Below are 26,545 nucleotides of genomic sequence, written 5' to 3'. Positions count from 1 at the left end.
GGGGAGGGCAAGTGGATTCGAGTTCCATCGGCGGGCGGCTGCGTCCGTCACCGCGCACCGTGTTCGCGCGGCGGTTCGCCGAATTGTTCGACGCGGCAGGCAATCCGACTTTGCGCCGGGTTGCCGCCGCGGCGGACGCCCGTCTGCGATCTGCCCGCGCGGCGGGGCAGAAGGGTGGGGTGTCGATCCAGCGGATCAGTGACTGGAAAGCTGGGCGCAATCTGCCCGCGAAGTTCGAAACGTTTCTGCCCGTTGTACTTACGCTGGTCGACGAGGCGCGTAAGTCCAGTGCGCAGGTGTCGCCCGCGCTGTTGTCGGTGCAGGAGTGGCAGCGGTTGTGGACGGCCGCCATCGAATGGGATCCGGCCTCGGCGGCGACCGAATGCCCCTATCTCGGGCTGACCGCTTATCGTCGTCAGGACACGGAGCTGTTCTTCGGCAGAACCAGGCCGACCGAAGAGTTCGTCGAATTGGTGCGTGGGACAGTCGGTCCGGGTGGTCAGGGTGGGATCGTCATGCTGGTGGGGGCATCGGGCGCGGGTAAGTCCTCCCTGCTCGAAGCGGGGGTGGTCCCGGAACTGGCGCAGCCCGAACGGGATTGGGCCATCGCGACGATGACCCCAGGACCGGACCCGGTAGGCGCGCTCCTCGCGGCCGTGTCCGCCCGCGCCGCGGATACCTCGACAGAGCTTGCGGAGCCCGACTCGACCGGCGAGGTCGAAACAACAAGTGCTGCGACGCCTCTCGCCGATGAAGCGCCAACGGCTGAGACCATCACCCGAACCCTCGCCGACTGGGGCACCGGCCTGCGACGCCTACTGATCATCGACCAGTTCGAGGAACTGTTCACGCTCTGCCCTGACGACGACCAGCGCGAGGTGTTCCTCTCGGCCCTGGAACATCTCGCCATCCGCGGTGAACGTGAGCCGACAGCGGTGATCCTCGCCGTCCGCGCCGACTTCTACGCTCGCTGCGTAGACATCCCGGTCCTCGAGGACGCCCTCAAGCACCGGAGCTACCTGCTGGGTCCGATGCGCCTGGATGAACTGGCCGAAGCCATCACGCGCCCAGCCGAATTGGCGGGCTACAAGCTCGAGTCAGGCCTCGAAGAGCTTGTCATCAGCGAACTCTGCGGGCTCGGCAGCCGTGGTGAGCGCCGCGCCTACGACCCCGGCGCGTTGCCTCTGGTCTCCCATGTGATGGAGGCAGTCTGGCAACGTCGCGACGGCATGCGTCTCACGATCGACGGCTACGAACAAGCGGGAGGCGTCCTCGGCTCGGTCGCCGCCACTGCCGAAAAGGCGTGGAGCGAGCTCTCCGAATTCCAACGGGCGGTGGGCAAACGGGTCCTGCTCGGGCTCGTCGCGGTGGGCGACGACTCCCGCGACACCCGCCGCAAAGTCGCCCGCGCCGAACTCGTCCGGCAAACCGTCGAAGCCGCCGAAACCGCCTTGGAGGTCCTGGCCCGGACCCGGCTGATCACCCTCGACTCCGAATCGGCGTACCTGACACACGAAATCGTCCTGGACGCCTGGCCGCGCCTGCGCTCCTGGATCGACGAGGATCGCGTCGGATACCTGGAAAGGCAACGGCTGCAAGCGGATGCCTCGGACTGGATCGCCGGCGGGCGCGATCCTTCGCTGCTGTATCGCGGAGCTCGCCTGACCACGATGGAGCTCCATATCGGGCAAGGCCAGCTCGGACCGGCCGGAGAGGAGTTCCTCGCGGCCGCGCGACTGGACCGGCAACGGGCTGAACGCCGTTCCACGGCAAGGAAATCCGTGCTGGCACTGCTGGGTGTCATCGCCCTGGTGCTGGCCGGTGTCGCGTTCGTGCAGAACGACACCGCCCGGCAGCAGCGGGACCGGGCGATCTTCACCGCGGTACTGGCCGAGGCGGATCGAGTGCGGGACTCGGACCCGGCCCAGTCGGCTCAGCTCGCTCTCGTGGCGGACAAGATTCGTCCGGGTGATCCGGCCGTCCGAGCACGACTGCTCGATACCCAGAGCTTGCCGTTGGACGCGCGGATCAGCGGCCACACCGGATCTATCTGGGATGTCGACTTTCGGCGCGACGGGCAGATATTCGCCTCAGCGGGGACCGACCGCACCATCCGTTTGTGGGATGCCACCGGTGCCGTGCCGACCCGGCGAAGTGAGTTGTCCGGGCATACCGACGATGTGCTGTCGGTGGTTTTCAGCCCCGACGGAACGCTGCTTGCCTCAGCGAGCCGCGATGCCACCGTGCGGCTGTGGGATGTGCGAAACCCCGACGCGCCCGCACCTGTCGGGAAGCCTTTGCCGGGCGGCGCGCTGGGCCGAATCCGCTTCGATCAGGACGGAAAAATACTGGTCACCTCCGCTGCCAGCCAGGACACGCGGGCATTCTGGGATATCACGAATCCGGCCGAGCCCACGCTGATCGAGGCCCGGTTGCCGCTGGCTCTCGAACGGTACCGCGCCGGAACCCTCAGTTCTGATCTGCGCCGGCTGGCCACCCCGGACGACCAGGGTATCCAGCTCTGGGATACGACGGACCTGCGTGCGGCGCGCCCACTCGGGCGGATCCCCGGTGGGTCGTCCCTCTCCGAATTCAGTCCGGACGGACGAATATTGGTGGTCGGCCTGACCGATGTGCAAACCGTGCAGCTCTGGGACGTGTCGGACGCGATGGCGCCCCGGAAACTCGGCACACCGCTACCGGTCAGTGGATCGTTGTTTCCGATGCCCGTGGCTTTCAGCTCCGACGGCAAACGCATGGCGACGCACCTGACCCAGGATCGCGTCCAGGTATGGGCGTTGGATGATCCGGCTCATCCGGTCCTGCTCAGTACCCTGCCCAACGGATCGAGCGGGTTTGTCACCGCGTTCGCCTTCGGATCGGACGGCCGGATCGTCACCAGCACCCAGGAGGGCATACTCCGCCATTGGTCACTGCCGCGATGGGGATCGGACAATCTCGGGTATGTGCCGCGGAGCACCAAAATCGAGCTGGACGACTCCGGTTCGCTAATGGCCTTGGCAACAAGCTCGGTCGTCGAGAAGACAGACGTCGCCGAAGTCGAACTCTTTCGCGTCGAGAACCCGGGGGAGCCGCGCCGGGTGGGTCGCCTGACTATGGACGAGCCGTTCGGTCGCACGACACTGAGCCCGGACGGGCGAATGCTGTTCACCGCTGGATTGATGGCGGGCGGCAAGCTTTTCGATATTTCTGACCCGGCTGCCATCCGGCTGCTGGCGGAGGTACCCGCCGCGGACCCCAGCGCCGGATTTCAGAGCGCGGTCTTCAGCCCCGACTCGCGACGGCTGATCACGACGTATTCGACCTGGCCGGACCCACAGCTGCGGGTATGGGACCTGACCGACCGCACCAAGCCGGTAGCGCTCGGCCAGACGCCGATCCTTTCCGGCGAATACGATGTCGCGGTCAGTCCCGACGGCCGCCTTCTCGCCAGCTTCGGCACCACCGAAGGAGTGCGGCTATGGGACATGACGCAGGGCGGGAGTCCGAGATTCGTCAGTCGAATCGCGCTGGGACCCAACGAACAGCCGGCCCGCCTGGCCTTCGCGCCGGACAGCCGCGCACTGGCGGTGTCGGCCGAGGACAAGACCATTCGTCTCTGGGACATTACGGAGCCGCCAACTCCAGTCGCGCTCGCAGACCCCCTGAAGGGCCATTCCGCGTTCGTGTCCGCCCTCGCGTTCAGTCCGGACGGCCGCACCTTGGCTTCCACCGGCTTCAATTCCGAGATTCGATTGTGGGACATCAGTTCTCGGGAACGCCCGGTTGCCGTCGGGTACCCCCTGGCCACTGGAACCCTGGACGACGGCTACCGAGTGGTCTTCCACCCGGCGGGCGGCTACCTGGTATCGGGTAGCGCGCCGGGGGGTGTCCGATGGTGGGATCTCGACATCGGACGATCGATCGACCGGATCTGCCGAGTCACCCCCTCGGCTCTCGACGCGTCCGCCTGGTCCGAGCGATTCCCGGACATCGCCCTGGATCCACCATGCGCCGGAACACCGTGACGTAACCGCCGTACCCGGAATCCGAAAAGTAGGGGAGTACAGATGGATTCGAGCTCCAACGGGGGTCGACTACGACCGTCGCCGCGCACAGTCTTCGCCCAGCAGTTCGCGGAATTATTCGACGCGGCAGGCAATCCGACCCTGCGGCGGGTCGCCGCAGCCGCCGAGGCGCGCATGCGGGCCAGCCGGGCGGTCGGCCAGAAGGGCGGCGTGTCGATCCAGCGGATCAGTGACTGGAAGTCCGGAAGGAACACGCCCGCGAAGTTCGAAACCTTTCTGCCGGTGGTGCTTACGCTGATCGACGAGGCGCGCAAGTCCAGCGGACAGGTGTCACCCGCGTTGTTGTCGGTGCAGGAGTGGCAGCGGCTGTGGACGGCGTCGAACGAGTGGGATCCGGATGCCGATGACGGCGGTGCGGTGTGTCCGTATCTCGGGTTGGCTTCGTACCAACCCGCTGATGCCGAAGTGTTCTTCGGGCGCGGCAGGGTTACCGCCGAGCTGGCTGAAATGGTCGGGGCCACAGTCGGTTCCGGTGGCGCAGGCGGCATGATCATGCTGGTCGGCGCTTCGGGAGCAGGCAAGTCTTCGTTGCTCGCGGCGGGATTGATTCCGGCCCTGGCTGATCCGGTGGACGAGTGGGCGGTCGCGACCCTGACCCCGGGGATCGATCCGGTGCGTTCGCTATTGGTTGCGGCACAGCCGGAGTCGGATGGGGCGGAGCTGTCGCTCACCGATGCACTCGCGGCATGGGGTGCGGGTCGTCGCCGGTTGCTGATCGTCGATCAGTTCGAGGAACTGTTCACGCTGTGCAAGGACGAACGTCGCCGCAAGGAGTTCCTCGCCGCGCTGGAGCATCTGGCCATTCGTGGCGAAAACGAGCCGACGGCAGTGGTTCTCGCGGTCCGTGCGGACTTCTACGCCCGCTGCCTGGACATCCCGGTCCTGGAGGACGCCCTCAAGCACCGCAGCTATCTGCTCGGCCCGATGCGCCTGGACGAGTTGGCCGAAGCCATCACCCGCCCTGCCGAATTGGCCGGCTACAAGCTGGAATCCGGTCTCGAAGAGCTCATCATCACCGAGCTGTGCGGTCTGGACGGTGGTGGGGAGCGCCAAGGCTACGACCCGGGAGCCCTGCCGCTCGTCTCCCACGTCATGGAGGCCGTCTGGCAGCGCCGCGAAGGCGCCCGGCTGACGATCGACGGGTACCGGGCCGCCGGCGGGGTGGTGGGATCGGTGGCGGCCACCGCGGAGAAGGCGTGGAACGAGCTCACCGAGTTCCAGCAGGCGGTGGGCAAGCAGGTCCTGCTCGGGCTGGTCACCGTCGGCGAGGATGCCCGCGACACCCGCCGCAAGCTGACCCGTGCCGAATTATTTAGTCGCACAGTCGAAGCCGCTGACGTCGCACTCGATGCCCTAGCCCGGACGCGGTTGGTCACCCTCGATTCCGATGCCGCTTACCTGACCCACGAAATTGTGCTGGACGCCTGGCCGCGGTTGCGGGCCTGGATCGACGAAGACCGCGTCGGCTATCTGGAACGCCAGCGGTTGCACACCGACGCGGCGGATTGGATTACGGCCGAACGTGATCCGTCACTGCTCTACAGGGGCACCCGGCTCAGTGCGGCCGAGGAGCATGTCGGCGACACCTTGGTCGGCGCCCTCGCCACGGAATTCCTCACGGCAGCGCGGGCGGAGCGGCGCAAGGCCGAGCGGCGCGCCACGACGACGAGGGGCGCGCTCGCCTTGCTCGCGGCCGTCGCCATGGTGCTGGCCGGTGTCGCGTTCGTACAGAGCGGTACCGCGAAAGCGCAGCGCGACAACGCCGTATTCGCTGCCATCGTGGCGCAGGCCGACCAGGTGCGGGAGCAGGACCCGGGGCTTTCGGCGCAGTTGGCCCTGACCGCGCACCGTTTGCGGCCGGACGACCCGGAGGTGCGGGCACGCATCCTGGACGCGCAGTCGCTGCCGTTGGCGAGGTCTTATCCGGGGCACGCCGGGGCGGTGAACGCGATCGCGTTCCGGCCCGATCGGCGCATGCTCGCCACCGCGGGACGCGACCGGGTCATCCAGCTCTGGGACACGGCCGATCCGCTCCGGCCGCTGGCCCTCGGACAGATCACGAGCGGCATCACCGACGACATCAGGTCGCTGGCCCTGAGTCCGGATGGCCGGTTTCTGGCCGCGGGCCGATGGTTCGGCAGCGCGCGATTGTGGGATGTCAGTGACCCCGCTCGTCCGGCCCAGCTCGGCGAGCCGATCGCCGAGGGCAGCACGGTCGGATTCAGCTCCGACAGCCGGACCTTGGTCACGTCGAGCTTCCGCAGAGCCGTGCGGTTGTGGGCGTTGGACGATCCGGCCCGCTCGGCATCCCGCGAGATCGTCATCTCCGGTGACGACGATCCGAACGGGACATTCGCGGTGGCGGCGAACCGCATGCTCGCGGCTACCGTCGACCGGGACGGGCTGGCCGAACTCTGGGATCTGTCGGGACTGGGAGCGGCCCGACACCTGGGAAGATTGCAGGAGGTTTCCGGGCAGGCCGCCTTCAGTCCCGACGGCCGGCTCCTCGCGGTCGCGAGTCGCAACGGTCTGGCGATTCAGCTGTGGGACATTACCGATCCGGCAGTTCCGCGCCGGATCGGCGACCCGATCCCCACCGGTTCAACCGAGGTCGTCGTCCAAGCGTCTGTTGCGATCGCCTTCAGCCCCGACGGCGCTCTACTGGCCGTCGGCTCCGGGTCCGGCCGCACCGCCATGGTGTCGCTGGTGTCGATCGAGGAGCCGAAACGGCCGGTGCTGGTTTCGGCTTGGACCGCTGCCGAATTCACCGACTCGCTCGAATTCGGTCCCGGCGGCCGCCTGTACACCGGGGGAAACGATGGCCTGATCCGGGTCTGGCAGCTCCCGGACGGAATGGCGGATCAAAAGTGGACGCGCGGCTTCCAATTCGCTGTCTCGGGCGATCGGATGATCCTGGATTCACAGGGTGTGACGGAGATTTGGAGCGCGTCCGCCCCGCCACACGCCCGCAAGCTGGGACAGCTTCGGGTCGTGAACTCCTACGGCGAACCCGTGCTCAGTCCCGACGGTCGCACCGTGCTCGTCCTCGAACGGGACGTCGGCGCAAGGCTGTTCGATATCGCCGATCCGGCGGCGCCGGTGCATCTTGCCGACCTGCCCGGCGACTACCGCGATTTCCAGAGCGCTGTCTTCAGCGCCGATTCACGGCAGTTGACGGTGCTGGGGAACATTCGCCAAGGCTCGAATCTGACCCCACGGCTGCGGGTGTGGGATCTCTCGGATCCCGCACGCCCCCGTGCGGCCGGTGATCCTGTCGATGTCCCCCAGGCCTCGGGTATGACGATGTTCCCGGTGAGTCATGTCGTTTCGGTACCGGGCCGCAAGTTGATCCTCGTTCCCGGCGCTGACGGATATGTGTCGCTGTGGACCCTCACGGATCCTTCCCGGCCGCAACAGGTCAGCAGATTCAACGTCGGCCACGCGAGCTCCCGGACCCGTCTGGCCGTGAACGCGGCGGGCACTACGCTCGTGAGTGCCGCCGACAGCCAGACGATCCGGGTCTGGGACATCTCCGACGAGCACGCTCCGGTCGAAACCGGGCCCCCCTTGCCCGGCCACGCGGCAGAAGTGCTTTCGCTCGCCTTCAACCCCGACGGAAACCTGCTCGCCTCGACCGGGAAGGACTCCGAACTGCGCCTCTGGGACTTCACCGACCCGCAGCACCCCCAGCCGATCACCTACCCCCTGGCCACCTCGGTTTCGAAAGACGAGTGGGAGTTGGCATTTCACCCGAACGGCAACTTCCTCCTGACCGGCCTCCAAGGCATCCGCTGGTGGAACCTGAACACCCACCAGGTCGCCGACCGCATCTGCGCCGCCACCACACCCATCACTGAGCAGCAGTGGCGCGAACGTGTCCCGGAACTGCCCTACCGCCCGCCGTGCCAGTAGCTCCGTAGTCATATTGCTGCGCTGATGGGCGTTTCAACAGCGATATGACTACGGCGTCGCGCAGGGCTGACCTCAGCTGGGTGGGCGCAGGGCGGCGAACTCGTCGGTGACGCGGATTTCGGAGTCGGTGTAGCGGTACAGCGCGGCGGGGCGGCCGCCTGCGCGGCCGGGGGCGGCGGTCGCGCCGGTGGGGGTGATTACCTTGCGGCGGGACAGGACTCGTTGGAGGTTGGTGGTGTCTACGTCGTAACCGAGTGCGGCACAGTAGATTTCGCGCAGGGTCGACATGGTGAACCGTTCCGGGGCCAAGGCGAAGGCGATGTTCGTGTAGGACAGTTTTCTGGCCAGCCGGGTGCGGGCGTGTTCGACGACGGTGCCGTGGTCGAACGACATGGCGGGCAGTGCCGAGACCGGGTGCCAGGCGGTGTCGGGTGGCAGTTGCGGGTCGGCGGTCAGGGGGACCAGGCCGAGGTAGGCGGAGGCGATGCGGCGGGCGCCGGGTACGCGATGCGGGTCGCTGAAGACCCAGACCTGCTCCAGGTGGGCCAGTTCGCGCACATCGACCTTTTCGGCCAGCTGCCGGGCCGCTGAGGCGTCGAGGTCTTCGTCGTCGCGCAGGCGTCCGCCGGGGAGTGACCAGGTGCCTTTCTGGGGGTCCAGGGCGCGCTCCCACAGTAGGACCGAAAGTTCGGACTTTTGGTCGGGTGCACACCGTCGTGCGGCGGCGTCGACGCCTGGACCTGCGGGAATGCCCGGGGCGACCGGGCGAACCTGGAACACCGCGGTGAGCGTTTCGTGGATGGTGCTACTATGGGCCACGTTTTCGATTGTAAGTCGAAAACTGGTTTGGTGCGAAATCGGCGAGGAGGCCGACCGCGCAAGGAAGGGAGCCATCATGGCGAGCATGGGTGCGTTTACGGCGCCTCCGCTGATGGGGCAGGTGTTCGACGGACCGTCGGGGTACACCGGCGTCGAGGGGACGCCGGAGTGGGCGCAGGAGGTGAAGCGCCTCGCACGCGAGCGCAACGCCACGATCCTGGCGCACAACTATCAGCTGCCCGAGATCCAGGACGTCGCCGACCACGTGGGCGACTCGCTGGCGCTGTCCCGCATCGCGGCCGAGGCGCCCGAAGACACCATCGTGTTCTGCGGCGTGCACTTCATGGCCGAGACGGCGAAGATCCTCAGCCCCGCCAAGACCGTGCTGATTCCGGACCAGCGCGCGGGCTGCTCGCTCGCCGACTCGATCACCGCCGCGGATCTGCGGGCCTGGAAGGCCGAGTTCCCGAACGCGGTGGTGGTGTCCTACGTGAACACCACGGCCGAGGTGAAGGCGCTCACCGACATCTGCTGCACCTCGTCCAACGCCGTCGACGTCGTCGCCTCCATCGATCCCGACCGGGAGGTGCTGTTCCTGCCGGACCAGTTCCTGGGCGCGCACGTCAAGCGCGTCACCGGCCGCGAGAACATGCAGATCTGGGCCGGTGAATGCCACGTGCACGCGGGCATCAACGGCGAGGAACTCACCGAGCAGGCGCGCACCCACCCCGACGCCGAACTGTTCGTGCACCCCGAATGTGGTTGCGCTACTTCGGCTTTGTACCTGGCGGGCGAGGGTTCCTTCCCGGCCGACCGGGTGCACATCCTGTCCACCGGCGGCATGATCGACGCGGCCAAGCAGGCCAAGTCGTCCCAGGTGCTGGTCGCGACCGAGATCGGCATGCTGCACCAGTTGCGAAAAGCCGCACCCGGCATCGACTTCCAGGCGGTGAACGACCGCGCCTCCTGCCCCTACATGAAGATGATCACCCCGGCGGCGCTGCTGCGCTGCCTGGTCGAGGGCGCCGACGAGGTGCACGTCGATCCGGAAATGGCCGCACTGGGCCGCAATTCGGTGCAGCGCATGATCGAGATCGGCAACCCCGGCGGGGGCGAGTAATGCTCGGCAGGCGTGCCGGAGGCCAGGTGCCTCTGGACGCCGCGCCGATGCGCCGCCTTTCGTCCGCGGGTGGTGTCGTCCTGCGCGCGAGCGCGTGACCACCGATGCGTCACCTGTCGGCGGGAATGCCGGCCCTGTGGTCGGCGCTGGATCGATGGTGATGCGCGTGCGCTGTACCGCTGCGCACCATGGGGATTCGCCGACCCCTGTTACGTCGGCGCGTGCACGAGAAGGTGCGGAAATATGACTTCGGTATCGATCGGCTGGGAAGCCGAAGCCGACCTGGTGGTGATCGGTGGCGGCGTCGCCGGCCTCACCGCGGCGCGCACGGCGTCGCTGCGCGGCCTGCGGGTGCTCATCCTCAGCAAGGGTGGGCCCACCGACACCGCTACCCAGTACGCGCAGGGCGGCATCGCCGTGGTTGCGCCGCAAGAGGATTCGGTGGACTCGCACGTGCGGGACACGGTCGAGGCCGGCGCCGGCCTGGTCGACGTGGAGGCCACGCGTTCCATCGTCGAAGGCGGCCAGGACGCTGTCGCCGCGCTGACCGACCTCGGCGCGGTCTTCGATCTGGGCCGGGACGGCCAGATCTCGCGCACCCGTGAGGGCGGCCACAGCACTCGGCGCATCATCCACGCGGGCGGCGACGCCACTGGCGCGGAGGTGCAGCGGGCGTTGAACGCGGCCGGATTGCCGGTGATCTTCGGTGCCGCGGCCTGCGAGGTCGTGACCGGGCCGACCGGCGTGCGCGGGGTAGTCGCGGTGTCGGAGCGGGGATTCGGCGTCGTGCACGCCCCGGCGGTGTTGCTCGCCACCGGCGGTCTCGGGCAGCTGTACGCGCTCAGCACCAACCCGCCGGGCGCCACCGCCGACGGCATCGCGCTCGCGTTGCGGGCCGGCGCCTCGGTCGCCGACCTGGAGTTCGTGCAGTTCCATCCGACCGTGTTGTTCACGCCGGGCGGGCTGGGGCGACGGCCGCTGATCAGCGAGGCGGTGCGCGGCGAGGGCGCGACTCTGGTCGATTCCGAAGGCGACTCGGTTATGGACGGACTGCATCCGCGTGGCGATCTAGCCCCACGCGATGTGGTGTCGCGCGCCATTTCGGCTCGGATGCGTACCCTGGGCACCGATCATGTCTTCCTCGACGGCCGTGCCATCGCGGGTTTCGCTCAACGTTTTCCGACGATCACCGCGTCCTGTCTGGCCGCGGGCATCGATCCAAGCACTCAGCTGATCCCGGTGGCCCCTGCCGCGCACTACCAGTGCGGCGGCGTCGTCACCGACACCCACGGCCGCACCGGCGTCCCCGGGCTCTACGCCGCCGGTGAGGTAGCGCGCACCGGCCTGCACGGTGCGAACCGGCTGGCATCGAACAGTCTGCTGGAGGGCCTGGTGGTCGGCGAGCGGGTCGGATTCGCCGCCACCGAGCGGCTCGAGGCGAAACGTGGTGTCGCGGATATTCATTCGTACCGGATGCCGCGGGTCGATCGGCTCGCCCTGCAACAGGTGATGACCGCCCAGGCCGCCGTCGTGCGCGACCACGACGGGTTGGCCGACGCCACCAAAAGTTTGGAGCGCGCGGTGCTGCGCAATATGTCGAGCCGGGTGACCAACGGGGACAAGCCCGCCGCGAGCAGCGCACCGAAAGATCTTGCCGCCCAGCGCATCAGCGAACTCGAAGACGGTGCGCTCACCCTCACCGCGCGGGTGCTGCTGCTCGCCGCCGCGGCCCGCACCGAAAGCCGCGGCTGCCACACCAGATCCGACTATCCCGAACCGGTCGAAGCGCTGCGTCACAGCATTTCGATCAGCCTGGACTCCGACGGGCATCCGAATCTGGAGGCCCCGATCATCCCCGCCGACTTGGCTCTGACCATCCCGTGACCGCCGAGAAGGAGTGATCCAGATGACGCTCGATCCCGCCCTGAACCGCGACGAAGTCCTCGCGCTGATCCGCACCGCGCTCGACGAAGACCTGCGCTACGGCCCCGACGTGACCACCATGGCCACCGTCCCCGCCGACGCCGTCGTCAAAGCGTCCGTGGTGACCCGCGAGCCGGGCACTCTCGCCGGCCTCGACATCGGCCTGCTCGTCCTGGACGAGGTGATCGGCGCGGGCGCCTACGAGATCACCGACCGCGTCCCCGATGGCGCCCGGATCCAGCCCGGCCAGTCCGTCCTAGGTCTGATCGCCCCCACCCGTGGCCTGCTCACCGCCGAACGCACCATGCTCAACCTGGTCTGCCACCTCTCCGGCATCGCCACCGCCACCTCGGCCTGGGTCGACGCGGTCGCGGGCACGGACTGCAAGATCCGCGACAGCCGCAAAACCCTCCCCGGCCTGCGCGCACTGCAGAAGTACGCGGTCCGCGTCGGCGGCGGCGTCAACCACCGCATGGGCCTCGGCGACGAAGCCCTGATCAAGGACAACCACGTCGTCGCCGCGGGTTCCGTCACCGCCGCCCTGCGCGCGGTCCGGGCCCTGGCGCCCGACATCGCCTGCGAAGTCGAGGTGGACAGCCTCGAACAGCTCGACGCCGTCCTCGCGGAGAATGTCGAGCTCGTCCTGCTCGACAACTTCCCGCTCTGGCAGACCCAGGCCGCCGTCCAGCGCCGCAACGCGCAATCGCCGTCGACGAAACTCGAATCCTCCGGTGGCCTCACCCTCGACGCGGCCACCGACTATGCCCGCACCGGCGTGGACTACCTCGCAGTCGGCGCGCTCACCCACTCCGTCCGCGTCCTGGACCTCGGCCTCGACATGTGAGCCGCTGTCGCACACGCGACCGGATCTAGATGTCGAACCTGGCCCGGAGGGCGATCTTGACTTGGTCCAGCGCGGCGGTGGGGATTTCACCGGTGTTCTCGGTCAAGGTGTTCTTCGGGACCACCGCCAGGTCGTAGACCGCGACGGCGTCGCCGTTCGGAAGTTCGGCGGTCAGGAGTTGCAGGGCGCGCGGTACTTCGCGGGCCGGGCGAATCGGTGCGACCGCCACGCGCGAGCGGGCGTCGGCGATGAGATCGCTGTCCACGATGACGACTTGACCGACCACTCCGGTCAGGCGGCTTTCGGTCTTCCAGATCTGGCCCTGACCGTGGCTCACTCGGCGGGCCGTCCGAAGAGAATCTCCTCGGCGGCCGCATCGCTGGTCTGCTCCCACCCCTGATCCGACGGGTTGGACCGCTCCCACTCCGCCAGTTTCCGAAGATCATCCGCCAGCATCTGACGGGTCACCGCCCGCTCGATGTACTCGCTGGGTTTGTTGCCGGACGCGGCGCGCAGCTTCTCGGCCACCACATCGGTGAGTGTGATGTTGAGGCGGGTGGTCATACAGCAGATCGTACAGTCGGCTGTGCGCATGGGGCTAGAGCTAACAGGCCTCAGGCGGTGAGTTCGCGCTCCAAGGGTGTGCGGAAGCGCGGAATGGCGCGGACCTCGCCGAACCAGGCGGCGGAGCGAGCGGCTTCGGCCTCGATCATGGCGAGCGCGTCGGCGCCGACGTCTTCCAGTAGGCGCCAGGCGATTTCGCCGTCCTTGCGTTGCGCCCAGCCGCCGACGATGCGGCCGTCGAACCAGATCGTGGGGCCGATATTGCCGTTGCGGTCGAACAGCGCGGGCGCGTGCGGGCCGAGAAACCAGTCGCGGGACTGCCAGCCCATGGGGGTCGGGTCCAGGGCAGGGAGGAAGGAGGCCCAGGGTTCGGGGGCGGGGACCGGGTCGAGATCGTCGGCCAGCAGGACGCCGGTGACGCCGTCGAGATCGACCTCGACCAGGTCCAACTGGGCCAAGGTTTTCCGGACGTCGCCGAGGTTCCAGCCGGTCCACCACTTGATGTCGGCGACCGGGGCGGGGCCGAAGGCGTACAACCACTTCCGGACCAGTTCGGCACGGGCCTGCTCGAGGGGGACGTCCGGAACGCCCTCGGGAAGCCAGGATTCGATCGGCGCCCAGGTGTATTGACTGCTGGTCCAGCCGCCGTTGGGCCGCCCGCGCACGATCCGCCCCTCCGCGCCGAGGGTGACCAGCACCCAGGTGGTGATGTTGGTGGGCTTGGCGTACGACTTCTCCGGAGTCGGATTCACCTGGGTGCGCAGGCGCGGCACGGCTTTGCTGAGTTGCGCGCCGGTGGCGGCGCCGAGAGCTAGCAGCGCCTGATGGGTCTCCGATTCGACGTCGGCGAGCCAGGCGGCGACATCGCCGTCGATGACGTCCGCCTGCTCGATGTACCGGCCGTAGGTGCGGCGCTGCTTCGTCGCGAGCGCGGCGGCGCACGAGGACTGGAGCGCTGGAACCAGTTCCGTCGGTGCGATGAACATGGTGCGGCGCATGGCGAGCATGCGCAGCAGCGTGCGGTCGTCGTAGAGCGCCTTCTCGACATCCGCGGGCACCAGGTCCAGCCCGCGCGCGCCGACCGACAGGTACACCGTCGCCGGATCGGTGGCGTGCAGCACGACCATGGATCGGGCGATCTCGGTGGCCGCCGCGGCCCGGTGCTCGTAGGCCAGCCGGTGCCGCACGCCGAGCCGGGCCCGCCGCTGCGCGGTATCAATCGAACGCATAGGCGAAAGAGTAGCGGTTACAACCCGAACTGCGCAGGGTCGAGCCGCAGTGTCCCGCAGGCCTCCCGGACCGCCGCGATCTCGGCCGGATCGAAGTTCCCGTCCGCGTTGCCGATCATGATGCCGATCTGCACGACGGCCTGCGCCTCGGTCGGCTTGCCGGCGGCCTTGGCGATCTGCTGCAACACGTGCGCGCGGCCGAAAGCCGGGTCGGCGGTGAGCCTTTGGCAGTTGTCGTCGAAGAGGGCGCGCAGTTCGTCGGCGGGGAAGTTCTGGAGCACCGGATCGGTGCCGAGCAGCCCGGCGACGCGCATGCGCTCGTTCGGATCGATGCTGCCGTCGGCGGCGGCGACCAGCGCGCACATGCCCATGGCGGCGTCGCGGAAGGTCCCGCCGCGCAGGTCGTTCTTCTTGGCCAGGAGTTGTTTGCGCCACTGCGGCGCCTTGTCCACCACGTCCATCAGCCGGCTGAAGGTGTGCGCGTTGGAAATGATCTTGTTCAAGAAGGCCATGGACGAACTCCCCGGTAGTCGACGTCCGCACGCTAGCAGACCATTCGCGAGTCCCGCGCGCCCGCAATCGAATTGGGACCGGCTGGCTTTCGCTGCCCGGATCGGAGCCGTTGAACTGGCATTATTCGTGGGATGCGACGTGGAATCGGTGTGCTCCTGCTGTGCACCGCGCTGCTCGGTCCGGCGCCGGGCGCGGCGGCCGAACCCGGCTGCCCGGTGCGGGTTTCGATCCGGCCGGTGTCGCTGCCGGTCGACGGTGAGCAGGCGACCGGCCGAGTCTACGAGCCCTATCGCTGCACAGCGGGCGATCTGAAGCCGGCGAACCTGGTGGTCGCCGTGCACGGTCACGGTGGATCCGCCGGCGACTTCGCCGATTATCTCGGCTCCATCGCGCGGCGCACGGCGACCCCGTTCCTGGTCATGGACCTGCGCAACGCGACGAGCAAATGGAAGACCGGCGACTGGAACCTCTGGGCCGGCTGGCATGACGTGGTCGCGGCGACGCAGTGGTACAAGAATGAGCACCCCGTCGGCCGCACCGTGCTGTGGGGCTGGAGCCAGGGCGGCATCACCAGCGGTCTGGCCCTCGCCCACGGCCCGCGCGACCTGTTCGACTACTGGGTCGACAATTACGGTCCCGCCGACGATTTCACGATGTGGCTGGACGCGCCGAGGATCTCGCCGAGCCTGCGCCGCCAGATCGAACGGGACGCGGGCGGGTGCACGCCGATCGTCTGCCCGCAGTCCTATTACGAGCGTTCACCGGCGCTACTGGCCGGGCAGATGGATGTCGAGCGGGCGTTTCTGGTGCACGGGACCAGTGACGCGGTGATCCCGTTCGGCGCCAGCACCGAAATGCGGGCCGCGCTCGCGGCGGCGGGCACGCCGTTGTCCATGTATACCGTCGTTTCCGGCCGCGACCTCGAGGGCCGGGTCGTGCCCGGCGACCACAGCATCGGACCGGCCTTCTTCGAAGGCGGCTGTGTAGTGGAGCGGCTCGTGACCGGCACCGAACCGGTGACCGGCCCGGACCGCGACTACATCATCGATATCGCGCAGGGCATCCTGACCGCGCCGGCGGCCCCGGCCGACGCCAAATGTGCTGCGTGACACTTCAGGAACAAGTTCCGGGCGCACCGTAGTTGTCATCGACGACGACCGACCGACGAAGCGAGGTAGCTGACCATGACCGAGCCGACCGACCCGTCCTACCACTGGAACGGCGCGGAGCTGGACCTGGACGCCTACCTGACGCGCATCGGATTCGACGGGGAACGCAAACCCACGGTGGAAACCCTGCAGCAGCTGGTCCTCCAGCACACCACCTCGATCCCGTTCGAGAATCTGGAGATCATCCTCGGCCGCGGTATCGACCTGGACCTGGAAACCTTGCAGGACAAGCTGGTCCGGCGGCGGCGCGGCGGCTACTGCTACGAGAACGTGCAGTTGTTCGCGGCGGCCCTGGAGCGGCTCGGCTTCGGCGTGACCGGGCTCGGCGGCCGGGTCACCCTGGGCGCGGAGAGTCTGCGCCCAAGCACGCACGCCCTGCTCCGGGTCACCACGGCCGACGACGACCGGGCCTGGCTGGTCGATGTCGGCTTCGGCGCGGGCCCGCTGCGGGCCCTCGAATTGACGCACAGCCCAGTGGAATTCACCGCCGGCGAGTGGCGGTTCCGGCTCGAGCGCGGCAGCGGTGAACTCGGCATCGAGCAATGGACGCTGTACCAGTTCGGCCGCGACGGCTGGGTCGACCGCTACACCTTCACGATGAACCCGCAATACCGGATCGACTTCCGGGTGGGCAACCACTTCGTCTCCACCTCACCGCACTCGCCGTTCACGATGCGCCCGTTCGTGCAGCGCTTCCACCCCGGCGTGCACTACGTCCTCGACGACCTCACCCTCATCACCGAACACCCGGACGGCAGCGCCGACACGCGGGAGCTGGAACCCGCCGAGTTGCCGAAGGTGCTGTCGGAGGTCTTCGACATCGATCTCGACGCGGCCGACGCGGCGCGGCTGACCGAGGTTCCCTGGCGTAACTGAACTCTCGCGTCGCGGTTGACCAGCATCGACGGTCCCGGCCGATACAGTCGCGAGGGTGCGTACCCACTACCAGCCCAGTGTCTTGTTCGCCGCCGCTGCGCTCGTGCTGGCCGGGTGCAGTTCCGGGCCGGACCAGCCGGATAGGGTGGCGGGGCAGTTCGCGGCGGCCTTGAATCGCGACGACGTCGCCGCGGCCGCCGCGCTCACCGACGACCCGGCCAAGGCCGCCGCCGCCCTGACGCAGCTGTACGAGGGTCTCGGCACCGAGGTGACCTTCGACGTGAAATCGGCCGACGAGAACACTTTCAGTCTCGGCGCGACCTGGAAGTTCGGCAAGGACGGCAAGGACGAGTGGACCTACACCACCACCGGTTCCGCCGCCGACTCCGACGGCTGGAAGATCAAATGGGACCCGGCGACCGTCGCGCCCGGTCTCGCCTCGGGTCCGCTGACCTACTCTCCCGTCTACCCGAAAGCCGCGCGCGTCCTCGACTCCACGGGCGGTGAGCTGATGACCCAGCACATCGTCACCGTGGTCACCGTCGCGCCGGACGCGAACACCGAAGCGGTCGCCGCGGCCCTGGCCCCGACCGACGCGGGTGTCACCGCGCAGTCGCTGACCTCGGAACTGGCCGCCGCCCAGGGCAAATCGATCACCGCGATCACCCTGCGCGCGGCCGACGCCGACCCGATCCGCGACGCGCTGGCCGCGGTCCCCGGCGTCAGCCTGTCCGCGCAAACCCGGTTGCTGACCGTGGACAAGGCGCAGGCCTCGCCGACGCTGTCCGGGCTGACCGAACTGTGGCAGCAGAACGCCGACGCCGCCGCGGGCTGGGCGGTGCGTGCGCAGACCGCGTCCGGTACCGAACGCGTCGCGGGCCCGGACCCGAAACCGGCCCCGGATCTCGCGACCACCCTCGACATCGATCTGCAGAACGCCGCCGAAGACGCGCTGACCTCGCTCCGCACCCCGGCCGCCATCGTCGCGCTGCAACCGTCGACCGGCAATGTGCTCGCCATGGCCCAGAATTCCGCCGCCGACGGTCAGGGCCCGATCGCGCTCACCGGCCTCTACCCGCCGGGCTCCACCTTCAAGACCGTCACCGTCTCCGCCGCGCTGCAAGCGGGGGAGACCACACCCGACGCGGTGCTGCCCTGCCCGGGCTCGGCAAACATCGAGGGCCGCCGGATACCCAACGACGAGAACTTCGACCTCGGCCAGGTCCCGCTGCACACCGCGTTCGCCCGTTCCTGCAACACCACCATGGGCATGCTCGGGGTGCGACTGCCGCCGGCGGGCCTGACGAACGCCGCCGCGCAGCTCGGCCTCGGTGTGGATTACGTCACACCTGGGCTGACCACGGTAACCGGCAAGGTGCCGGCCGCGGCGACCCCGGCCCAGCGCGTGGAAGCCAGCATCGGCCAAGGTCAGGTGACCGCGTCACCGTTCGGCATGGCCCTGGTCGCGGCCTCGATCGCGCGCGGCTCGGTCCCGAATCCCGTTCTGGTGCAGGGCAAGCCGGGCGTCCCCGATCAGACCCCGCCGGCGCTGCCCGCGCCGATCCCGGACCAGATCAAGTCGATGATGCGCGAGACCGTCACCGGCGGCACCGCCACCCAGTTGCGCGACATCCCCGGCCTGCTCGGCAAGACCGGAACCGCCGAATACGGCGACAACACGCACGCGCACGGCTGGTTCGTCGGCATCGACGGTGATCTCGCCTTCGCGGTCTTCGTCAGCGACGCGGGAAGTTCGGGCCCCGCGGTAGACGCGGCGGGGCGGATGCTGCGTAGGGGATAGCCCACCTGCGGTGACGCGAATAGGCCCGATCTGGGCGGAATTTATCTGCATCCTGAGGCGGAGCAATCATCCGGCTCCCGCTACACTCGTCGGCGGAACGCATGAGTGGTCAATATGCGGCATGTCACGATTTCGAGAAGGTTCGGAGTAGGCGCCATCGATACCGGTCAGTTGATCGCGGAGCATTACCGCCTGGTCGAGCGGATTGGTAGCGGCGGCACAGGCGTGGTCTGGCGTGCCGTCGACGAACGCTTGCAGCGCTCGGTGGCGGTCAAGCAGATCCACATCAAGCCCAGCCTCCCCGAGGCCGAGCGCGATGTGGTGCGGCAGCGCGCCTTCCGCGAAGCCCGCAACGCCGCCAGGTTCCAGCACCCCAATGCCATCGTCGTGTTCGACATCACCGAGCACAACGGCGACCCGTGCCTGGTGATGGAATATATGAAGTCCAACAGCCTGGCCGCGGTCATCTCCGCCCAGGGCCCGCTGCCGCTGCAGCAGGTGGCGCGCATCGGTGAACAGGTCGCCTCGGCGCTGATCGCCGCGCATCAGGCCGGCATCGTGCACCGTGACGTGAAGCCGGGCAATGTGCTGCTCGACGACCTCGGCACCGTCAAGATCACCGACTTCGGCATCTCCCGGGCCGCCGGTGACGCGACGCTCACCGAAACCGGCCTGATCTGCGGTACCGCCGCCTACCTCGCGCCGGAGATGGCGCGCGGCGCCGACCCGACGCCGGCCTCCGACGTTTTCGCCTTGGGCGCCACGCTGTTCCACGCGCTGGAAGCCGAACCGCCCTACGGCGCCAACGCCAATCCGCTGGCCGTGCTCTATGCCGCGGCCAACGGCCAGGTCAGCGAGCCGCGCAACGCGGGCCCCGCGACCGATCTGCTGCTCGACCTGCTCAGCCCGGATCCGCGCGACCGGCCGACCATGCGCGAGGCCTTCGACGAGCTGTCGGCGCTGGCCGACAACGGATCGAACGCGGTGCACGCCGGCTTCGTTCCGGCCAGCGAGGCCTATGCCCGGCGCCAGGTCGGCGCACCCGCACCGGAGTCCGCCACCCGTTCGCTGCGACCGGTCGCGGCGCCCGCCCAGCATCGGACCGAGCGGCAGTCGCGCCCGCTTCCGCCGCCGCCGCGCAACAGCCATCCCGATACCGCGGCGCATCCGCGCACCGCGGCTCACCAGCGACCGGCGCCGCGCAAGTCCGGCGGCAAGCGGCGCGCGATCCTGATCGGCGCCACCATCGGTGCGATCGTCGCGGTGATCGGCCTATCCATCGGCGCGTTCAACGCGTCGGATGGGAATACGCCTTCGGCCCAAGCGAATTCGCCCGCGACCAGCACCCGGAGCGGCACCACCTCGGCGGCGGTGCCGGAGGTCGGCAAGACGCCGAGCTCGGGCAAGGTCGACATCGGCGAAGCCGGGCAGCTGCTCGAGGAATTCTACGAAAACCCGGGCGGATCCTGGTCGTTGCTCACACCGGCGGCCCAGAAGACCTACGGCAGCGAATCGGCCTTCCGGCAGTATTGGAGCACGCGCGTCGTGGAGTCCTTCGCCGATATCAAGGGCGACGGCCGCACCAGTTACCCCGACGGCTCGGTGGACATGCGGATCGCCCGGGTCACCGTGGCGGGACAGACGCAACCGGTCACCGTGCACGTCGTGGTCAGCGGCGGCCGGATGCTGATCGACGGGGACACCCGCGTCGACGCCTGACTCTCCTACCGCAGGCGGATTCCCGAACCCCTTGGCAGGGTTATGGTTCCGGCATGGGTATCCGAGAGTTGCTGGCATCCGAGCGCCTCGAATTGGTTACATTGCTGCGCACGCTGACCGCCGAGGAGTGGGAAACGCCGTCGCTGTGCGCGGGGTGGACGGTGCGAGATGTGGTCGGGCACTTGCTCTCCGATGACATCAGCCCGCTGGCCTACGGCGCGATCGTCGTTCGCAATCGCTTCTCCGTCGGCAGGTCCAACGAGTATCTGGTGCGCAAGGCGCGCGCGTTGCCGACCGCGCAGCTGGTGGACAAGCTGGAAGCGGCCGGAACGCTGTCGAGGTACAGCCCGACGCTTGTCCTCGCCGATACCCTGGTGCACCAGCAGGATATCCGCCGGCCGTTGGGTCGCCCGCGCACGATCTCGGCGGACCGCCTGAGGATGGTGCTCGACCATCCGGACCCGTTCGCGTTCCCCTGGAAGCGCACCAGAGGTCTGCGCTTCGTGGCCACCGACCTGGATTGGGCCGACGGCAGCGGGCCTGAAGTTCGTGGACCGGGCGAGGCGCTGGCGCTCGCGGTCGGCGGCCGCCCGGTTGTGCTCGACGAACTGGAGGGCGACGGCGTCGCGGAACTCCGCCGTCGCTGCGCCTGATTACTGCAGGGCGAAGCGCAGCAGGGCCTGCTTGTCGCCCTGCTTGATCTTGCCCTTGCGATCGAGAACCTCGAGCTGCCAGACATTGCCGTTGCGGAAGGCACGGGCGATCGCGTTGGCGTTGTCCGAGCCGAGCAGCGAGGGCCAGATGTCGGCGACCTGCTGGGTGTTGCCGCCGGAGGCGTCGTAGATCTTGAACGACACGTTGTTGGCCTTCTCGAACGAGGTGCCCTTCTTGAAGGCGGCGGCCACGAAGATGATGCCGTCGATGGCGCCCGGCACGTCGGCGAAGGTGACGTGGACGGTCTCGTCGTCGCCCGCGGCGGCGCCGGTCTGCTCGTCACCGGAGTGCAGCACCGAACCGTTGCCCAGCGGGTCCAGCGAGTCCAGTCCGGCGAACCGCACCGGCTCGCTGCCCTGCATCAGGATGGCGATCAGATCGAGGTCGACGCCCTTCTTACGCTTCGCGATGCCGAGGATGCCGCCGCTGGCACCGGCGGACGGATCCCAGCTCACCCCGACACTCAGCTTGGTGATGCCGGCGAGATCCGCGGCGCCGTCTTCTTTCTTGAGTGTGATCATGCGTTCAGACTAGCGGCGATTTCCTGTCCACATCGGGGTAAGTTTTCCGCGACACCTTGCCGCCGCGGGGCCGATGTCCGCGTGTCGCAAGCGTTTCCGGTCGACAATGGGGCGCATGGCACCGAATGCTGCGCTCGCACCACTGAACATCCTGGTCGGCGAGTGGGAAGTGGACAGCCCGCAGTTCCCCGGCCCGAAGGGACACACTCGCATCGAATGGCTGGAGGACGGCGGCTATCTGCTGCTGCGCGACGAGGTGCCGGATCCCGGGCCGAGCGGCACCTGGATCATCGGCGTCGATGATGACGATCTCGTCCTCACGGTCCTGCATCACGATGTGCGCGGCGTCTCACGCGTCTATCAGATGACGTTCGACGCCGCCGGTTCCTGGCGGGTCTGGCGCGAAGCTCCGGGATTCCATCAGCGGTTCCACGCCGTCGTGCAGCCGGACGGGAAGCTGATCCAGGGCACCTGGGAGAAGTCCGAGGACGGCGTCGAGTGGGAGCACGACTTCGATCTGATCTATACCCGGCTGACCTGACCGGTTGAGACCCAGGTCACAGCCGTGGCACAGCTTGTGGTGCCACGGCTGACCGGTGCGGATATCCGGTGGTGCGGCCCATTAGGCTGGTGGTCGGAAAAAGTACCGCCACCAGACAGGACCGCACACCGATATGACACCCCGCATCGAGCTCGCCCGCGTTGATCTGCGCGGTCGCACTCCTTCCACGGCCGAGCTGCGCACCGCGCTGCCGCGCGGAGGAGTCGACGTCGACTCGGTGCTGCATCATGTGCGCCCGGTGGTGGAGGCGATCCGCGACCGGGGTGTCGAGGCGGCACTGGAATTCAGCGAGAAGTTCGACGGCGTCAAGCCGGCGGTCGTCCGCGTGCCGGCCGGAGAGCTGGCGAAAGCCCTCGCCGAACTCGACCCGGCCGTGCGCACTGCGCTGGAAGTGGCGATCGAACGCACCCGCAAGGTGCACGCCGATCAGCGCCGCACCGACAAGACCACGCAGGTGGTGCCCGGCGGCACCGTCACCGAGCGCTGGGTGCCGGTCGAGCGGGTCGGCCTGTACGTGCCGGGCGGCAATGCCGTCTACCCGTCCAGCGTCGTTATGAATGTGGTGCCCGCGCAGGCCGCCGGGGTGGAATCCCTCGTTGTCGCCTCGCCGCCGCAGGCCCAGTTCGGCGGGCTGCCGCACCCCACCATCCTGGCCGCCGCGCAACTGCTCGGCGTCGCCGAGGTCTGGGCGGTCGGCGGTGCGCAGGCCGTGGCGCTGCTGTCCTACGGCGGCGTCGACACCGACGAAGCGCAACTGGAACCGGTCGACCTGATCACCGGCCCCGGCAATATCTATGTCACCGCCGCCAAGCGGCTGTGCCGCGGGCTGGTCGGCATCGATGCCGAAGCCGGCCCGACCGAGATCGCGATCCTCGCCGACGCCACCGCCGACCCGGTGCACGTCGCCGCCGATCTGATCAGCCAGGCCGAACACGATGTGCTCGCCGCCAGCGTGCTGGTCACCGACAGCGCGGAATTGGCCGACGCGGTCGATGCCGCGCTGACCGCGCAGATGGTGGTGGTCAAGCACGCCGACCGGGTGCGGGAAGCGCTGTCCGGCAAGCAGTCCGGCACCGTTCTCGTCGACGACATCGACCAGGGCCTGCGCGTGGTCGACGCCTACGCGGCCGAGCACTTGGAGATCCAGACCGCCGACGCCGCGGCCGTCGCGGCCCGAGTCCGCAGCGCGGGCGCGATTTTCGTCGGCGCCTACGCGCCGGTCAGCCTCGGCGACTACTGCGCCGGCTCCAACCACGTCCTCCCGACCGCCGGTTGCGCCCGGCACTCCTCGGGGCTGAGCGTGCAGACCTTCCTGCGCGGCATCCACGTCGTGGAGTACACCGAGGCGGCGCTCAAAGACGTTGCCGGACACGTGGTCGCGCTGGCCAACGCCGAAGATCTGCCCGCGCACGGCCAGGCCGTCACCGCGCGTTTCGAGGCGCTGTCATGACCGGGGCGGGCGAATCGCAGCTGGTGGTCCCGGGCTCGCGCGCGACCTTGGACGACCTGCCGCTGCGCGATAACCTGCGCGGTAAGAAGCCTTACGGCGCACCGCAATTGACCGTTCCGGTGCAGCTCAACACCAACGAGAACCCGCACCCGCCGAGCAAGGCGCTGGTCGACGACGTCGCCGAAGCCGTGCGCGCGGCCGCCGCCGATCTGCATCGCTATCCGGATCGCGACGCCGTCGGGCTGCGCGCCGACCTGGCCGCGTATTTGACCCGGCAGACCGGCACGGCCCTCGATGTCGCGAACCTGTGGGCGGCCAACGGCTCCAACGAGATCTTGCAACAGCTGTTGCAGGCCTTCGGCGGGCCCGGTCGCACCGCACTGGGTTTCGTGCCGTCCTACTCGATGCATCCGATCATCTCCGAGGGCATCGACACCGAGTGGATCGCAGCCAAGCGCAGCGGCGACTTCTCCCTCGACATCGACTACGCGCTGGCCTGCATCACCGAGCGCCGGCCCGACGTCGTCTTCGTGACCAGCCCGAACAACCCCACCGGGCACAGCATTCCGCTCGCCGACCTGGAGCGGATTCTCCAGGCGGCGCCCGGCATCGTGGTGGTGGACGAGGCTTACGGCGAGTTCTCCGCCGAGCCGAGCGCGATCACGTTGATCGATCGCTACCCGGCGAAGGTCGTGGTCACCCGAACCATGTCGAAGGCGTTCGCGTTCGCGGGCGGGCGGCTCGGTTACCTGGCCGCCGCACCCGCGGTGATCGACGCGCTGCTGCTGGTCCGGTTGCCGTACCACTTGTCGGTCGTCACCCAGGCCGCCGCTCGCGCGGCCCTGCGGCACGCCGACGAGACCCTCGGCAGCGTCGCCGAACTGGCGGCGCAGCGCGATCGGGTCGCGGCCGCGTTGCGTGAGCTGGGCTTCGAGGTGTTGCCCAGCGATGCCAATTTCGTTCTCTTCGGCCGCTTCACCGACGCGGCCCGCGCCTGGCAGCGGTACCTGGACGACGGCGTGCTCATCCGCGACGTCGGCATCCCCGGATACCTGCGCACCACCATCGGACTGGCCGCGGAGAACGATGAGTTCCTCCGGGTCAGCGCCGAACTGGTGCACGAGGAGCTGAACTCCCTATGACACAGGAAGCGAGAATGGACCGAATCGCGCGGGTGGAACGCACCACCCGGGAATCCAGCATCGTCGTCGAGCTCAACCTCGACGGCAGCGGCAAGACCGACATCTCCACCGGGGTGCCGTTCTACGACCACATGCTCACCGCGTTCGGTCAGCACGGCAGCTTCGACCTCACCGTGCAGGCCAAGGGCGATATCGAGATCGAAGCCCACCATACGGTGGAGGACACCGCGATTGTCATCGGCCAAGCGCTCGCGCAGGCCCTCGGCGACAAGAAGGGCATCCGCCGCTTCGGTGACTCCTACATTCCGATGGACGAAACCCTCGCCCAGGCGGTGGTCGACGTCTCCGGTCGCCCGTACTGCGTGCACACCGGCGAGCCGGAGCACATGCTGCACGCGATCATCCCGAGTCTCGGTGCGGGAGCGTCGTACTCGACGGTCATCAACCGTCACGTCTTCGAGTCGATCGCGTTGAACGCGCGGATCGCGCTGCATGTCCGCGTGCTCTACGGCCGCGACCAGCACCACATCACCGAAGCCGAGTTCAAGGCAGTGGCGCGGGCGCTGCGTGCGGCCGTCGAATACGACCCGCGGGTGAGCGGCGTTCCGTCGACGAAGGGGACGCTGTGAGTGTGAAGTCCGTCGCGCTGCTGGATTACGGTTCCGGCAACCTGCATTCGGCGGAGCGGGCGCTGGTCCGCGCCGGCGCCAAGGTCGAGGTCACCGCCGATCCCGAAATCGCTTTGGCGGCGGACGGTTTGGTGGTGCCCGGGGTCGGGGCGTTCGAGGCCTGCATGAAGGGGCTGCGCGCGGTGCGCGGCGAGCGCATCATCGGGCAGCGGCTGGCCGGTGGCCGCCCGGTGCTGGGGATCTGCGTCGGAATGCAGATCCTGTTCGAGCGCGGTGTGGAGTTCGGCGTCGAGACCGAGGGCTGTGCGGAATGGCCCGGTGTGGTGGAGCGTCTTTCGGCTCCGGTGTTGCCGCACATGGGCTGGAACACCGTGTCCGCCCCCGCCGACAGCGTGCTGTTCGCGGGGATGGATGCCGGCACCCGGTTCTACTTCGTGCACTCCTACGCCGCGCAGACCTGGGACCTCCCGGCCAGCGAGCACTTCGCCGCACCGAAACTCACCTGGGCCGAACACGGTGTTCCGTTTCTCGCCGCGGTGGAGAACGGTGCGCTGTCGGCGACCCAGTTCCATCCGGAGAAATCCGGCGATGCGGGCGCGCAGTTGCTGAGCAACTGGATCAATTCGCTGTAAAACCGCCCTGGCCAGCCGATTTGACTTTGTTCGCTCGGCTACGTAACTTTATTCGAGTCAGAGCGACACGGACACCGACCCGGAGCCTAACGGCCTGGGAAACGAGGTAGGACGAGGAGCGCCTGACCATCCGGTTGGTTCGGAAAGTCCGATTTTGTTATCGCGGCTGGATCAGCTAAGCTTTGAACCCTGCCTCACAGAAGCCCTCGAGTTAATCGCGGTTGGATGTGTGTGCGTGTGTTCTTTGAGAACTCAATAGTGTGTCGATGAATGTCAGTGCCAATTATTTATTGGTGCCAGCCATTTCATACCCCCCGG

General features: G+C 68.3%; 21 protein-coding genes. 15 read left to right on the top strand and 6 right to left on the bottom strand.

Translation table 11 applies throughout. The features are described 5' to 3' along the window. Window positions 1-11 precede the first annotated feature (11 nt). Both AB0M14_RS37500 and AB0M14_RS37495 read left to right on the top strand, forming a co-directional pair. Entirely contained in the window at window positions 12-4,028 is a 4,017-nt protein-coding gene (locus AB0M14_RS37500; RefSeq protein ID WP_365004918.1) for an AAA family ATPase, read from the top strand. A gap of 42 nt (window positions 4,029-4,070) precedes the next feature. After that, on the top strand, window positions 4,071-8,000 hold the full coding sequence (locus AB0M14_RS37495; RefSeq protein ID WP_365004916.1) for an AAA family ATPase: 3,930 nt from the start codon (window positions 4,071-4,073) through the stop codon (window positions 7,998-8,000). 72 nt (window positions 8,001-8,072) lie between these two features. On the opposite strand, the gene AB0M14_RS37490 is transcribed toward AB0M14_RS37495, so the two are convergent. Further along, window positions 8,073-8,819 (bottom strand): NUDIX domain-containing protein, encoded by a 747-nt coding sequence (locus AB0M14_RS37490; protein ID WP_365004913.1) that lies wholly within the window; start codon window positions 8,817-8,819, stop codon window positions 8,073-8,075. A 76-nt stretch (window positions 8,820-8,895) separates the two neighbouring features. On the opposite strand from AB0M14_RS37490, the gene nadA reads away from it, so the two are divergent. The 3 genes from nadA (at window position 8,896) to nadC (ending at window position 12,706) form a co-directional block, all read left to right on the top strand. Further along, window positions 8,896-9,939 (top strand): quinolinate synthase NadA, encoded by a 1,044-nt coding sequence (gene nadA / locus AB0M14_RS37485; RefSeq protein WP_365004911.1) that lies wholly within the window; start codon window positions 8,896-8,898, stop codon window positions 9,937-9,939. A gap of 243 nt (window positions 9,940-10,182) precedes the next feature. Then, window positions 10,183-11,823 (top strand): L-aspartate oxidase, encoded by a 1,641-nt coding sequence (locus AB0M14_RS37480; RefSeq protein ID WP_365004908.1) that lies wholly within the window; start codon window positions 10,183-10,185, stop codon window positions 11,821-11,823. A gap of 22 nt (window positions 11,824-11,845) precedes the next feature. Further along, entirely contained in the window at window positions 11,846-12,706 is an 861-nt protein-coding gene (gene nadC / locus AB0M14_RS37475) for a carboxylating nicotinate-nucleotide diphosphorylase (RefSeq protein ID WP_365004905.1), read from the top strand. Window positions 12,707-12,731: 25 nt separating this feature from the next. On the opposite strand, the gene AB0M14_RS37470 is transcribed toward nadC, so the two are convergent. The 4 genes from AB0M14_RS37470 to AB0M14_RS37455 are packed head-to-tail and all read right to left on the bottom strand — an operon-like array spanning window position 12,732 to window position 15,011. Next, entirely contained in the window at window positions 12,732-13,043 is a 312-nt protein-coding gene (locus AB0M14_RS37470; protein ID WP_365004903.1) for a hypothetical protein, read from the bottom strand. Next, a complete protein-coding gene (locus AB0M14_RS37465) occupies window positions 13,040-13,270 on the bottom strand; it encodes a hypothetical protein (RefSeq protein ID WP_365004901.1) in 231 nt (76 codons plus the stop codon). The genes AB0M14_RS37470 and AB0M14_RS37465 overlap by 4 nt, the downstream gene beginning before the upstream one ends. A gap of 50 nt (window positions 13,271-13,320) precedes the next feature. Continuing rightward, window positions 13,321-14,499 carry a winged helix DNA-binding domain-containing protein gene (locus tag AB0M14_RS37460; protein ID WP_365004898.1) on the bottom strand — a complete coding sequence of 393 codons (1,179 nt, stop codon included), beginning with the start codon at window positions 14,497-14,499 and terminating at the stop codon, window positions 13,321-13,323. Window positions 14,500-14,516: 17 nt separating this feature from the next. Beyond that, window positions 14,517-15,011: a tellurite resistance TerB family protein gene (locus AB0M14_RS37455; protein ID WP_365004896.1), complete on the bottom strand. Its 495-nt coding sequence runs from the start codon at window positions 15,009-15,011 to the stop codon at window positions 14,517-14,519. A 132-nt stretch (window positions 15,012-15,143) separates the two neighbouring features. On the opposite strand from AB0M14_RS37455, the gene AB0M14_RS37450 reads away from it, so the two are divergent. The 5 genes from AB0M14_RS37450 (at window position 15,144) to AB0M14_RS37430 (ending at window position 21,230) form a co-directional block, all read left to right on the top strand. Next, entirely contained in the window at window positions 15,144-16,121 is a 978-nt protein-coding gene (locus AB0M14_RS37450) for a prolyl oligopeptidase family serine peptidase (protein ID WP_365004893.1), read from the top strand. A 75-nt stretch (window positions 16,122-16,196) separates the two neighbouring features. After that, window positions 16,197-17,057 carry an arylamine N-acetyltransferase gene (locus tag AB0M14_RS37445; protein ID WP_365004891.1) on the top strand — a complete coding sequence of 287 codons (861 nt, stop codon included), beginning with the start codon at window positions 16,197-16,199 and terminating at the stop codon, window positions 17,055-17,057. A 55-nt stretch (window positions 17,058-17,112) separates the two neighbouring features. After that, complete coding sequence (locus tag AB0M14_RS37440; protein WP_365004889.1) at window positions 17,113-18,858, top strand: penicillin-binding transpeptidase domain-containing protein; 1,746 nt, start codon at window positions 17,113-17,115, stop codon at window positions 18,856-18,858. Window positions 18,859-19,029: 171 nt separating this feature from the next. Beyond that, window positions 19,030-20,577, top strand: coding sequence for a protein kinase (locus AB0M14_RS37435; RefSeq protein WP_365004886.1), 1,548 nt, complete (start codon window positions 19,030-19,032; stop codon window positions 20,575-20,577). A 53-nt stretch (window positions 20,578-20,630) separates the two neighbouring features. Next, the gene (locus tag AB0M14_RS37430; RefSeq protein WP_365004883.1) at window positions 20,631-21,230 is read left to right on the top strand and encodes a maleylpyruvate isomerase family mycothiol-dependent enzyme; all 600 of its coding nucleotides are present in this window, start codon (window positions 20,631-20,633) and stop codon (window positions 21,228-21,230) included. Here AB0M14_RS37430 and AB0M14_RS37425 read toward each other — a convergent pair whose 3' ends face one another. Continuing rightward, entirely contained in the window at window positions 21,231-21,812 is a 582-nt protein-coding gene (locus tag AB0M14_RS37425; protein WP_365004880.1) for a TerD family protein, read from the bottom strand. It abuts the gene before it with no gap. A gap of 115 nt (window positions 21,813-21,927) precedes the next feature. On the opposite strand from AB0M14_RS37425, the gene AB0M14_RS37420 reads away from it, so the two are divergent. The 5 genes from AB0M14_RS37420 (at window position 21,928) to hisH (ending at window position 26,227) form a co-directional block, all read left to right on the top strand. Continuing rightward, entirely contained in the window at window positions 21,928-22,353 is a 426-nt protein-coding gene (locus AB0M14_RS37420) for a hypothetical protein (RefSeq protein ID WP_365004877.1), read from the top strand. A 133-nt stretch (window positions 22,354-22,486) separates the two neighbouring features. Beyond that, window positions 22,487-23,824: a histidinol dehydrogenase gene (hisD, locus tag AB0M14_RS37415; RefSeq protein WP_365004874.1), complete on the top strand. Its 1,338-nt coding sequence runs from the start codon at window positions 22,487-22,489 to the stop codon at window positions 23,822-23,824. Next, a complete protein-coding gene (locus AB0M14_RS37410; protein ID WP_365004872.1) occupies window positions 23,821-24,966 on the top strand; it encodes a histidinol-phosphate transaminase in 1,146 nt (381 codons plus the stop codon). Before hisD ends, AB0M14_RS37410 begins: the two co-directional genes overlap by 4 nt. Further along, complete coding sequence (hisB, locus tag AB0M14_RS37405) at window positions 24,963-25,595, top strand: imidazoleglycerol-phosphate dehydratase HisB (RefSeq protein WP_365004869.1); 633 nt, start codon at window positions 24,963-24,965, stop codon at window positions 25,593-25,595. The genes AB0M14_RS37410 and hisB overlap by 4 nt, the downstream gene beginning before the upstream one ends. After that, a complete protein-coding gene (gene hisH, locus AB0M14_RS37400) occupies window positions 25,592-26,227 on the top strand; it encodes an imidazole glycerol phosphate synthase subunit HisH (RefSeq protein ID WP_365004867.1) in 636 nt (211 codons plus the stop codon). The genes hisB and hisH overlap by 4 nt, the downstream gene beginning before the upstream one ends. The last annotated feature ends 318 nt before the right edge of the window (window positions 26,228-26,545 follow it).

Origin of the sequence: Nocardia sp. NPDC051832 (genome assembly GCF_040681285.1) — a bacterium.
In the GTDB taxonomy this organism is placed as follows: Bacteria; Actinomycetota; Actinomycetes; order Mycobacteriales; family Mycobacteriaceae; genus Nocardia.
This window is presented reverse-complemented; position numbering and strand designations above follow the sequence as displayed.

What these genes read in the sequence shown, in the direction of transcription:
- AB0M14_RS37495 (WP_365004916.1), top strand. Translation starts at nt 4,071, where the DNA reads ATGGATTCGAGCTCCAACGGGGGTCGACTACGACCGTCGCCGCGCACA.
- nadA (WP_365004911.1), top strand. Translation starts at nt 8,896, where the DNA reads ATGGCGAGCATGGGTGCGTTTACGGCGCCTCCGCTGATGGGGCAGGTG.
- AB0M14_RS37480 (WP_365004908.1), top strand. Translation starts at nt 10,183, where the DNA reads ATGACTTCGGTATCGATCGGCTGGGAAGCCGAAGCCGACCTGGTGGTG.
- nadC (WP_365004905.1), top strand. Translation starts at nt 11,846, where the DNA reads ATGACGCTCGATCCCGCCCTGAACCGCGACGAAGTCCTCGCGCTGATC.
- AB0M14_RS37465 (WP_365004901.1), bottom strand. Translation starts at nt 13,270, where the DNA reads ATGACCACCCGCCTCAACATCACACTCACCGATGTGGTGGCCGAGAAG.
- AB0M14_RS37460 (WP_365004898.1), bottom strand. Translation starts at nt 14,499, where the DNA reads ATGCGTTCGATTGATACCGCGCAGCGGCGGGCCCGGCTCGGCGTGCGG.
- AB0M14_RS37455 (WP_365004896.1), bottom strand. Translation starts at nt 15,011, where the DNA reads ATGGCCTTCTTGAACAAGATCATTTCCAACGCGCACACCTTCAGCCGG.
- AB0M14_RS37450 (WP_365004893.1), top strand. Translation starts at nt 15,144, where the DNA reads ATGCGACGTGGAATCGGTGTGCTCCTGCTGTGCACCGCGCTGCTCGGT.
- AB0M14_RS37445 (WP_365004891.1), top strand. Translation starts at nt 16,197, where the DNA reads ATGACCGAGCCGACCGACCCGTCCTACCACTGGAACGGCGCGGAGCTG.
- AB0M14_RS37430 (WP_365004883.1), top strand. Translation starts at nt 20,631, where the DNA reads ATGGGTATCCGAGAGTTGCTGGCATCCGAGCGCCTCGAATTGGTTACA.
- AB0M14_RS37425 (WP_365004880.1), bottom strand. Translation starts at nt 21,812, where the DNA reads ATGATCACACTCAAGAAAGAAGACGGCGCCGCGGATCTCGCCGGCATC.
- AB0M14_RS37420 (WP_365004877.1), top strand. Translation starts at nt 21,928, where the DNA reads ATGGCACCGAATGCTGCGCTCGCACCACTGAACATCCTGGTCGGCGAG.
- hisD (WP_365004874.1), top strand. Translation starts at nt 22,487, where the DNA reads ATGACACCCCGCATCGAGCTCGCCCGCGTTGATCTGCGCGGTCGCACT.
- AB0M14_RS37410 (WP_365004872.1), top strand. Translation starts at nt 23,821, where the DNA reads ATGACCGGGGCGGGCGAATCGCAGCTGGTGGTCCCGGGCTCGCGCGCG.
- hisB (WP_365004869.1), top strand. Translation starts at nt 24,963, where the DNA reads ATGACACAGGAAGCGAGAATGGACCGAATCGCGCGGGTGGAACGCACC.